Annotated in this window: 8 protein-coding genes and 1 pseudogene; 7 read left to right on the top strand and 2 right to left on the bottom strand. The window is 58.3% G+C overall.

From position 1 onward, the window contains the following. The 3 genes from lon to B3520_RS02830 form a co-directional block, all read left to right on the top strand. Window positions 1-2,212: endopeptidase La (lon, locus tag B3520_RS02840; RefSeq protein WP_286875364.1), on the top strand; the 2,212-nt coding region annotated here is incomplete at its 5' end. A gap of 375 nt (window positions 2,213-2,587) precedes the next feature. Beyond that, complete coding sequence (locus B3520_RS02835; RefSeq protein WP_024460227.1) at window positions 2,588-2,860, top strand: HU family DNA-binding protein; 273 nt, start codon at window positions 2,588-2,590, stop codon at window positions 2,858-2,860. Window positions 2,861-3,109: 249 nt separating this feature from the next. Beyond that, complete coding sequence (locus tag B3520_RS02830; protein WP_286806642.1) at window positions 3,110-4,975, top strand: SurA N-terminal domain-containing protein; 1,866 nt, start codon at window positions 3,110-3,112, stop codon at window positions 4,973-4,975. 106 nt (window positions 4,976-5,081) lie between these two features. Here B3520_RS02830 and B3520_RS02825 read toward each other — a convergent pair whose 3' ends face one another. Beyond that, complete coding sequence (locus B3520_RS02825) at window positions 5,082-6,677, bottom strand: lytic transglycosylase (protein WP_286806644.1); 1,596 nt, start codon at window positions 6,675-6,677, stop codon at window positions 5,082-5,084. Between the two features lie 141 nt (window positions 6,678-6,818). Beyond that, the gene (gene gloB, locus B3520_RS02820) at window positions 6,819-7,604 is read right to left on the bottom strand and encodes a hydroxyacylglutathione hydrolase (protein ID WP_286806645.1); all 786 of its coding nucleotides are present in this window, start codon (window positions 7,602-7,604) and stop codon (window positions 6,819-6,821) included. A gap of 84 nt (window positions 7,605-7,688) precedes the next feature. On the opposite strand from gloB, the gene B3520_RS02815 reads away from it, so the two are divergent. The 4 genes and pseudogenes from B3520_RS02815 to B3520_RS02800 all read left to right on the top strand — a co-directional run. After that, window positions 7,689-8,501, top strand: a complete 813-nt coding sequence (locus B3520_RS02815) for a class I SAM-dependent methyltransferase (protein WP_286806646.1) — start codon at window positions 7,689-7,691, stop codon at window positions 8,499-8,501. 25 nt (window positions 8,502-8,526) lie between these two features. Beyond that, entirely contained in the window at window positions 8,527-8,964 is a 438-nt protein-coding gene (rnhA, locus tag B3520_RS02810) for a ribonuclease HI (protein ID WP_024460222.1), read from the top strand. Between the two features lie 2 nt (window positions 8,965-8,966). Then, window positions 8,967-9,677, top strand: coding sequence for a DNA polymerase III subunit epsilon (dnaQ, locus tag B3520_RS02805; RefSeq protein WP_024460221.1), 711 nt, complete (start codon window positions 8,967-8,969; stop codon window positions 9,675-9,677). Between the two features lie 225 nt (window positions 9,678-9,902). Then, window positions 9,903-10,583: pseudogene (locus B3520_RS02800) on the top strand (pilus assembly protein); the annotation flags it as partial.

Below are 10,583 nucleotides of genomic sequence, written 5' to 3'. Positions count from 1 at the left end.
GGACCTGTACGGCGTCGGTACCGTTGCCACAATTCTCCAGCTTTTGAAATTGCCTGACGGCACGGTGAAAGTGCTGGTGGAAGGCGGCGAGCGTGCCGCGATCGAAAATGTCGAAGTCATTGATAAACATTTTCGCGCCAGAGTGAATTTGCTGGAAGAGGAAACCCTGACGGGGCACCAAGCGGATGCCCTGATCAATTCAACCATCAACCAGTTTGAGCAATACGTCACCCTGAGCAAAAAAGTACCCTCGGAAGTGATGACCTCGCTCAGCGGGATTGACGAGCCCGGCCGCCTGGCCGATACCGTGGCGGCGCACATGACCCTCGAGCTGGGGCAGAAGCAGGCCATTCTGGAAATGGTCTCGGTGCGCGAGCGCATCGAACATCTACTGGGGTTGATGGAGGCGGAAATTGATCTGTTTCAGGTCGAGAAAAAAATCCGCGGGCGCGTCAAGCAGCAGATGGAAAAGAGCCAGCGCGAGTATTACCTGAATGAGCAGATGAAAGCCATTCAGAAAGAGCTTGGTGACATGGGAGATGAGGGCAATGAAATCGACGAGCTCGAGAAGAAAATCGAGCAAGTGGGTATGCCCAAGGAGGCTGAGGAAAAAACCCGTGCCGAGCTGAACAAGTTGCGCATGATGTCCCCGATGTCGGCGGAAGCTTCGGTGTTGCGAGCCTATATCGACTGGATGCTGAAGGTACCCTGGAAAAAACGCAGTAAAGTCCGTCACGACTTGCAGCGGGCTGAAGATGTGCTGGAGAAAGACCACTTTGGCCTGGAAGAGGTCAAGGAGCGCATTCTTGAATATCTGGCGGTTCAGAAGCGGGTAAACAAAATCAAAGGCCCGATTCTGTGTCTGGTTGGTCCGCCCGGTGTGGGTAAAACCTCCCTGGGAGAATCCATTGCCCGGGCCACCAATCGCAAATTCATCCGGATGGCGCTAGGTGGGGTGAGAGACGAGGCGGAAATTCGCGGTCACCGCCGCACCTACATCGGCTCTCTGCCCGGCAAGCTGGTACAGAAAATGGCGAAGGTCGGGGTAAAAAATCCGCTCTTCCTGTTGGACGAAGTCGACAAGATGGGGATGGATAACCGGGGTGATCCGGCGTCGGCGCTGTTAGAGGTGTTGGACCCGGAGCAGAACAATCACTTCAACGATCATTACCTGGAAGTGGATTACGATCTGTCGGATGTCATGTTCGTCTGCACCTCCAACTCGATGAACATTCCCGGTCCGCTCCTGGATCGCATGGAGGTTATCCGGATTCCGGGGTACACCGAGGATGAAAAGCTCAACATTGCGCTTCGTTACCTGATCCCGAAGCAGATGAAGACCAATGGCCTCAAAGAAGGCGAGTTGACCATTGCCGATGAAGCCATTCGCGACATCGTCCGGTACTACACACGCGAAGCCGGGGTGCGTGGTCTGGAACGGGAAATCGCCAAGGTGTGCCGCAAGGTGGTCACCCGCCATGTGAAGGACAAAACCGTGCGCGAAGATGTGGTTGATTCGGCTGTACTGGAAGATTACCTGGGGGTTCGGAAGTTTGACTTCGGTCGGGCTGAAGATAAAAACCAGATCGGCCAGGTGACCGGTCTGGCCTGGACCCAGGTCGGTGGTGAGTTGCTTACGATCGAGTCATCGGCGGTCAAAGGCAAGGGCCGGGTCATCAAGACGGGTTCTCTGGGGGATGTCATGCAGGAATCTATTCAGGCAGCCCTCACCGTGGTTCGTTCGCGTGCCCAGGTGCTGGGGATTGCGCCCGATTATCACGAGAAAATGGATGTTCACATTCACGTTCCGGAAGGGGCGACCCCGAAAGATGGCCCCAGTGCTGGTATTGCGATGTGCACCGCCCTGGTGTCGGTGTTGACCAGTATCCCCGTACGCGCGGATGTGGCGATGACCGGTGAAATTACCTTGCGGGGTGAAGTGCTGAGGATTGGTGGCCTGAAAGAAAAGCTTCTAGCGGCTCATCGTGGAGGTATCAAGACGGTCATTATTCCGCAGGAAAATGAGCGTGATCTGAAAGAAATTCCCGATAACATTAAAGAAGACCTGACCATCAAACCGGTACAGTGGATCGATGATGTGTTACAGATTGCGCTGCAGTCCATGCCCAAGCCGCTGTCTGATGAAGAGTATCAGGCGTTGGAAAAAAAGGCTCAGCAGGATGATTGCGGTAATCGTATCAGCACCCATTGAGGCGAAAGGGAAGTTTCCATTGGTAACAACCGGGCCAGCCTTCGGGCTGGTGTCCGGGTAACAAAATAGGGCGTTGATACCCGGTTCGGGTCAGGTTTGGTTAAATAACGTTCAATCCTTGAAGTAATCGCACAAAGCTAACATTGTCTTCTTGACCCGCCTGACCTCACTTGGTATAAATCGCAGTTCATTCGCCAAGCAGGCGGCACGGGGCGATTTGCTGTCCTGGCCAACTCACCGTTCAGGCCAATGGTGTTAGCCTGAACGGGTACTAACCTGAGCGGGTCATGAGCCGACATTGAATGGTCGGGGATTGATTTTGAACAGTAACCTGCGCCATCGATTTCTGAAGCAAATAATCAAAAGGGGTTAAGTGTGAACAAATCCGAGCTGATTGAAGCCATCGCCGCATCTGCGGATATTCCTAAAGCTGCTGCCGGCCGTGCGCTCGACGCAATGGTTGACAACATTACTGGTGCTCTGCAGAAGGGCGATCAGGTTGTTCTGGTCGGTTTTGGTACCTTCGCTGTGAAAGAGCGTGCCGCGCGCACCGGCCGCAACCCACAGACCGGCGCCGAGATCCAGATCGCCGCTGCCAAGGTGCCCAGTTTTAAAGCGGGTAAGGCACTGAAAGACGCGGTCAACTAAGCGTTTTTGACGCGCCCTGTGCGCGTTTTCGGTGATTGCCGGGAGCGTTCATAGTCTGGTTTCAGCGAGTTGAGTAATCGCTCCAGAATCCAGAGAGAACTGACCCGGCAGTATGAGGAGGCGCATCCCTAGAGGTGCGCCTTTTCTTTATTCAACCAGATCGACTCGCTCAGTCCCTGGTTTGAGCAAGATGATAAGAAAGCGCGTTGGAATCGATCGTCCCAACGGGTTTATGACTAGGAGCAGACAATGCTGCAGACGATTCGCGACAACTCCAAAGGTGTGGTAGCCGGTATTCTGGTCGGCTTCCTGGTGATTATTTTCGCTTTGTCCGGTGCCGAGGCGCTGTTTTCGGGTTCCAGCCGCTCCGGCGAAGTGGTTTCCGTTGATGGTGAATCCATTACCGAGAATGAGGTGGCTCGGGAAATCTATCGCCAGCGCCAGCAGATTCTCAATCAGTATGGCGACTCCGTTCCTTCCGAATTTGTCAGCGATGAGCGTCTGCGCGAACCGGCCATTGAGGCGCTGGTCCAGCGCAAAGTCCTGATTCAGCATGCCCGCAAGCAGGGTATGGGGGTCAGTGAAAGCACTCTGGATCAGTTGATTCTGAGTTTCCCGCAGTTCGCGGGTGACAGTGGTCAGTTTGATCCGAATCGCTACCAGCAGGTGCTGCGCTCCATGGGCTATACCCCGGCCCAGTACAAGGCCCTGCTGCGTCAGGAACTGCTGCTGAATCAGTTGTCTTCCGGTGTCGCCGCCAGTGGCTTTGTGACTCCAGCCGAGCTGGAGCGGTTTGCCGCATTGAACTTCCAGAGCCGCGATTTCCAGTACGCCACCCTGAGCCGCGATCAGGTCGCGGACCAGGTCGAGGTGACGGACAGTGACATCGAAGCTTTCTATCAGAGTAACCAGAATCAATTCCGTCAGCCCGAGCAGGTGGCCGTCGATTATATTGATCTGAGCGTTGCCAACCTGATGGCGGACATTGAGATTGATGAGCAGACCCTGCGGGACCAGTTCGAGCAGAACCAGGAGGCTCAGGAAGGGCAGGAGGCGGAACGTCGCGTTGCCCATATTCTGTTTGAAGATTCTAGCGACGAGCGGATTGCCGAGGTGCAGGGAGCGCTTGAAGAGGGCGTTTCTTTTGCCGAATTGGCCGAACAATACTCTGAAGATCTCGGGTCCAGCGGGCAGGGCGGGGATCTGGGCTTTGTCTCCGGGGAAGGTCTGCCCGAAGCCTTCATGGCCGCCGTTGACTCACTAGAGGTCGGTGAAGTGTCGGCTCCGGTTGAAACCGAGGCCGGGGTTCATCTGATCAAAGTGACCGAGCAGCGGGGTTCGGAAGTGGCCACGTTTGAAGATGCTCGGGAGCGCATTGCGCAGCAGCTCAAGCGGGTCGAAGCGGAAAATGAATTCGTCACTCTGATGGAGCGTCTGAGTGAGCTATCCTACAACGCTGATAGCCTGCAATCTGTCGCGGATGAGTTGAATCTGCCCCTGGAAAACACCGGTCTGTTTGGGCGCAATGGTGGCCCGGGAGTGGCCGGGGAGACCACTGTTGTCGAAGCGGCATTTTCGGAGGAAGTTCTCGAGCGTGAAAACAGCAGTGATCTGATCGAGTTGGCAAACGATCGGGTCGTGGTGATCAAGAAGACCGACTACCAGGAGGCCTACATCAAGCCCCTGGAGGAAGTGCGCGAACAGATTGCCCGGCAGTTGCGCAATGAGCGGATCCAGTCTTTGCTGGCGGAGCGCGGTGAAGCTCTTCGTGAGGCGGTGGCGTCTGGCGAATCACTCTCCGCGGTGGCGGAAGAGGCCGGGCTTGAAGTTCAGGCGGCGGAAAAGGTTGAGCGTCGCGCAAGCGATCTGGACCGCGCGCTGGTCCAGCATGTGTTTTCACTGCCCAAGCCCTCTGGTGAGCCCGTGGTCAGTGGTGTGTCGATCCGCGATGGCTATGCCGTTGTGGTGTTGACCCAGGCGCAGGATGGCCAGTGGAGCGATCTGAGCGAAGAGGAGCAGCAGTCGCTGCGACGCAACCTGGCGCAGATGCAAGGGCAGCAGGAATACCTTGCGTATCGTGAACAGTTGCGCCAGGACGTCACTGTCGAGCGTTGATGGGCTGACAGTCAAAGGTGGCGGACCTTCTGGTCCGCGCGCCTCAGGCACAAAAAAACCGCCTTTAATTGGCGGTTTTTTTGTGCCTGTGAAACCGGGGGTGTGATCAGAACGAAGCGTTGTTGGTCACATCCACGAACAGGGTCAGGGATTGTCCCGGATGAATGTAGCTGGATGCCGAAACCGTGTTCCAACGCAGAATATCCTGGACCGACAGATTGAAGCGATTGGCGATGCGAGCGATCGAATCCCCTTTGCGCACCCGGTAATGCACCTTGCGCACGACGGAGCGGCGATCGCCTTGAGCACTGCTGGTCATGTCTTGCTGTTCGGTCCAGATCACCAGCGTCTGGCCCGGCATCAGGGTGTCGCCCGGGGCCATGCCATTCCAGTTGGTCAGCGCCCCTACGGTGATGCCATGGCGCTTGGCAATCGTCCAGAAGCTGTCTCCTGGACGCACCTGGTAGTCTACCCTGGTGCTGCCTTCACTGCCCTGAGAGCGATTCTGTGTCCGTTGGCGACGCTGGTCGGCGCTGAAAGCGTAGCGGTTGGCCGGATGCTTGGCGGTGGGAATCATGAGGGTCTGTCCGGCCCGGATGATATTGCTGTTCAGTTGATTGACGCTTTTGATGGTGTCGACACTGGTGCGATAGCGGCGGGCGATGGTGATCAACGAGTCGCCACTGACGACCCGGTAGCGATCCCAGCCCACGCGCTCGCGGGTGGGAATGCTGGCCAGGTTGGCGCGGAAGGTCTCTTCATGCTGGACGGGGATCAACAGCCGGTGAGGGCCGTCCGGATCCGTGGCCCAGCGATTGTAGCCGGCGTTCAGGAGGTAGAGCTCGTCCAGCTCCAGTTCGGCCAGCTCGGCCGCCTGTGCCAGATCGATCTGTGACTCCACATCCACGATCCGAAAGTAGGGCTCGTCCGGGACGGGGTTGAGGGCAAGATTGTACTTTTCGGGCTCGCCAATCACTCTGGCAAGGGCCAATAATTGGGGCACATAGGCCCGGGTTTCCCTGGGCAGGTTCAGGGACCAGAAGTCGGTTGGCTTGCCGCGTCGCTCGTTGCTGCGGATCCGGCGCATGACATTACCCTGGCCAGTGTTATAGGACGCCAGGGCGAGCAACCAGTCGCCGTCAAACAGCTCGTTGAGGTACTTCAGGTAGCGAATGGCGGCGTCGGTGGAGGCGACCACATCCCGGCGTCCGTCATACCACCAGTTCTGCTTGAGGCCATACTGGCGGCCGGTGGCGGGGACAAATTGCCAGATGCCGGAGGCCCGGCCGTGGGAATAGGCAAAGGGGTCAAAGGCGCTTTCAACGATGGGTAGCAGCGCCAGCTCAAGCGGCATGTCCTCGGCTTCCAGCTCGTTGGCAATGTGGTGGAGGAAGCGCTGGCCCCGCTCGATGACCCGCTCCATGTAATGTGGGTGACGGGCGTACCAGTCCACGTAGGTGTCGATTCGTGGGTGATCGACATCGGGAAGTCCGTAGCCGTCTCTCAGGCGCGGCCAGAGGTTGCCCTCATCCGACACCAGGAATTGGGCCTGTTGCTCCCGATCCAGGGTGCAGAGCGATTCGTCGATGAGCAGGTGGTTCTGGTCCGCGGTTTTGGACGGTTCAGAGGGGGTCAGGGTCTGGCAGCCACCGAGGCTGATCAGGCTGACGGCCAGGGCGAGAGGGCGCTTGAGTCGATTCATGGGTTACCGAAGTACTGGTGACACGTGATGCCAGACGTCGTTCGCCAGGCGCGGATTTTCGCGATTCTAGGGACTCTCATCGGGGGCGTCAAGGAACGCCCGGAGGATGTGGCGCGCCGTTCATCCGGGTTTCCCTGCAGACTAACGAAACCGGTCTTTTCTGGAGCGCAGTTCCCCAAAGACTCTTGACCGCTCGGTATTGGGGGGCAGACCCAGAGCGCTCACCAGGGAGGGGTTGTCCGTGCGCAAATAGGGGTTGGTCTCCCGCTCTAGGGAGAGTTCACTGGGAAGGGTCGGTCGGTGGCTGGCTCTCAACTCGCTGACATGGCCCAGACGCTTGCGCACGGCCGCATTGTCGGGCTCCACCGTCAGGGCAAAACGCAGGTTGGTCTGAGTGTACTCATGGGCACAGTAGATCCGGGTCTTGCCCGGCAGCGTGTTGAGCCTGTCCAGAGACGTCTGTGCTTGCGCCGGTGTCCCCTCAAACAGTCGGCCGCAGCCCGCGGCAAACAGGGCGTCGCCGCAGAACAGCCGCGGAGGCGCCTCTCCTGTCGCCGCCTGAAAGTAGGCGAGGTGGTCCAGCGTATGGCCGGGAACCGCCATGACTGACAGAGCCAGGCCCGGCAGTTCCAGCCGATCGCCGTCTTTCACAACCTGGTCCACTTGAGGTACCGAGTCCGGGCCGTACACCGGGACTTTCAGGCGGCTCAGAATCCCGTCCAATCCGTCGGTATGATCCCAGTGGTGGTGGGTGATCAGGATGCCTCTGAGCCTGAACGTCTTTCGCTCCAGGGTTTCAAGCACCGGCTGGGCGTCGCCGGGATCGATCAGATACACGTCGCCACTCTGGCACTCCGGGGCATCGTCCACGGGCAGCAGCCAGAAATAGTTGCTGTCCAGTGCGGGAATACCAATGGGTTCGCGCATTAAAGGCTCCTGTTTTCATGGGGTTAAGCGAGTATACTCTCAGCATAGCGGATGCCTGCGCAACCGCCGAGTGGGGCGATTACTATGACTTCAGACAAGTTCCTGAGCCGGGTTCGGGCTTGGCGGAGGCAGCGTTTTGGCGTGCCGCCGGCGGATCAGTCGGCCCGGGAAATGGCGGCCTGGTTCGGTACCCCTCTCGGGCAGGCGATGTTGGCGGCGGAGAAGCTCACCCTCGAGGGCGCGCTGCAGGACCTGTTTGGCTACCATCTGCTGCAGATTGGTGTCGATCCAGCGCTGGATATGACCGGCAGCAGCCGGATCACCCATCGCGTGACGATTGCCCTCAGTGATGCCGGGGCCGGTTCACTGTCGTCGTTGATCGCCGACCCCCGACAGCTGCCGCTGCCTTCCGGGTCGGTTGATCTGGTGGTGTTGCACCACGCACTGGATTTCAGTCCGACGCCCCATCAGCTGCTACGAGAGGCTCAACGGGTCTTGATCCCCCGGGGATGTCTGGTTGTGGTGGGATTCAATCCCTGGAGTGGCTTCGGGCTTTCCCGCCACGTCGCACGCCTGTTCAGCCGGCACGCGCTCTGGCGTCATCAGCCGTTGAGGCTTGGACGTTTGTTGGACTGGCTGCAGTTGCTGGATCTGGAGCCGGACCGCGTTCAGCGTGGGTTTTACCGCCCGGCGTTGCAGCATCCCGGCGCTTTGCGTCGTTTACAATGGTGTGACCAATGGGGTAAAAGGCTGCACCTCCCAGGAGGCGCCTTCTATCAAGTGCTTGCCTGCAAGGAGCTGGGTGGTGCGGTTCCTGTCAAACCCGCGTGGGAGCGGCGCCCATCGTCGTTGCCGGGGCTGGGCGCCCAGCCCATGAGAAAAGATCAAAAGTATTGAAAATCAATGAATTGCTGGTGATAGTTTGAAAAAAGTTGAGATATTTACGGACGGTGCCTGTCGGGGGAACCCCGGGCCCGGTGGCTGGGGAGCGCTACTGCGCTTCAACGGTCAGGAAAAGAGCCTGTACGGTGGTGAAGCCGAGACCACCAACAACCGGATGGAACTGCGAGCGGCCATTGAAGCACTCGACGCCCTGCGGGAGCCCTGTGAGGTGGTCCTGACCACGGACTCTCAGTATGTGCGTAAGGGCATCAGCGAGTGGATGAAGGGCTGGAAACGCAACGGCTGGAAAACCTCCGCCAAAAAGCCCGTCAAAAACGTCGATTTGTGGCAGGCGCTGGATCGGGCGGTACAGACCCATCGAATTGACTGGCGCTGGGTCAAGGGGCACAGTGGACACCGGGAGAACGAGTTGGCAGACCAGCTGGCCAACCGCGGCATTGACGAATTGAGGAGTTGAGCGTGCGACAGATCGTACTGGATACCGAAACGACGGGTCTGGAGCCCTCCCAGGGCCACAAAATCATCGAAATCGGCTGTGTGGAGCTGGTCAACCGGAAGCTGACCGGACGTCATTATCATCAGTACATCAATCCGGAGCGGGAAGTGGATGCCGGCGCGATGGAGGTGCACGGTATCACCAATGAGATGCTGGCGGACAAGCCGGTGTTTGCGCAGATTGTTGAAGACTTTGTGGCCTTTGTCGATGGTGCGGAGCTGGTGATTCACAACGCGCCGTTTGATATCGGTTTTATCGACCACGAACTCAAACAGTGGAATGCCCGGTTTGGCTCTATTACCCGTCGTTGCGGCGTGATCGACAGCCTGGTCCTCGCCCGGAGCAAGCACCCGGGGCAGAAAAACAACCTGGACGCGCTGTGCAAGCGCTATGGCGTGGATAATGCCCAGCGCGAGCTGCACGGCGCCCTGTTGGATGCCGAGATTCTGGCCGACGTTTACCTGCTGATGACCGGTGGCCAGACGGCACTGTCTCTGGGAGGAAGTTCATCGGCGGGCAGCGGCAATGACAGCTCCGGGCAGGAGCGGCGCCCCCTGTCGGCCCAGCGGACACCGACACCGGTGATTCGCGCCAGCGATGAAGAGTTGGCCGCCCATCGCGCGAAGCTCGAGGCGATCGAGAAAAGTGCTGGGCAGGTGCTCTGGCAAGATTGATCAAAGTCCCAAATTTGCTGATTTCTTAGTGGCTTACGTTGCTTTGTTCAAATTTGTGTGAAAAATAGGGGGACTTGGGTTACATTGTTTCCCACAACAATTGTGTCCCATAACAACAAGTAATAGCGCGCTGTTCCCCGGAAAGCGCCTCCCGGGCGGCCCCGTTGGACTCTCAACGGTTGTTCGGGGCAAGGGCTGAAATCATGACAAGAAAAGGTAGCGGCAGTGAGCAGCACTGAAAACGTCAACCTCAATTCCCTGAAACTGGTTCAGGATCAGTTGGTCGCCACCATTGAGCAGGCCGCCGTCCGATTGGAGGAGTTTGCCGCCGATCGCAATAACGGAGAGCTCCTCCAGAACTGTATCGATGGCATCAAGCAGATCAGCGGCACCCTGAATCTCCTGCAACTGCGCGGCGTTGACTTGCTGGCCCAGGAGCTGGTTGAGCAGATCACTGACATCCCGCTGGGGGAAGAGCAGAATACCAATCGCAAGCTGGACGTGCTGACGTCCGCTTTTTTCATCCTGCCGCGCTATCTCGAGTACTGCCTGCAGACCTCCCGGAGCATGGCGGTGCTTCTGATCCCTCACATCAATGAGTTACGTCAGCTTCGTAAAGCTCCCCCATTACCGGAGAGCTACTTCTACACCCTGGAGCCGGAACCCATCTATTCGGGCAAAGGGCAGAGCAGCACCGTACTCGGGGAAGATCTGCCACCGCTGGTGCGCCGGCTTCGGCACATGTATCAGGTGGGTCTGGTCAACCTGCTTCAGAACAAACAGCAACGGGCCTCACTGGGTATGATGGGGAGGGCGATGGAGCGCCTGGAGTCCATCAGCCACGGTCGCCCCCGGGCGGGCCTGTGGTGGGTGGCCGCAGCGATGTTCGAGGCGCTGCGGGCCGCC

The organism is Marinimicrobium sp. UBA4509 (genome assembly GCF_002388575.1).
GTDB lineage: Bacteria > Pseudomonadota > Gammaproteobacteria > Pseudomonadales > Cellvibrionaceae > Marinimicrobium > Marinimicrobium koreense.
Note: the sequence above shows the minus strand (reverse complement) of the source record. Positions and strands in the feature narration are given on the sequence as shown.

Coding starts and splice junctions, on each gene's coding strand:
- gloB (WP_286806645.1), bottom strand. CDS start 7,604: ATGCGCGAACCCATTGGTATTCCCGCACTGGACAGCAACTATTTCTGG.
- B3520_RS02825 (WP_286806644.1), bottom strand. CDS start 6,677: ATGAATCGACTCAAGCGCCCTCTCGCCCTGGCCGTCAGCCTGATCAGC.
- B3520_RS02815 (WP_286806646.1), top strand. CDS start 7,689: ATGACTTCAGACAAGTTCCTGAGCCGGGTTCGGGCTTGGCGGAGGCAG.
- B3520_RS02830 (WP_286806642.1), top strand. CDS start 3,110: ATGCTGCAGACGATTCGCGACAACTCCAAAGGTGTGGTAGCCGGTATT.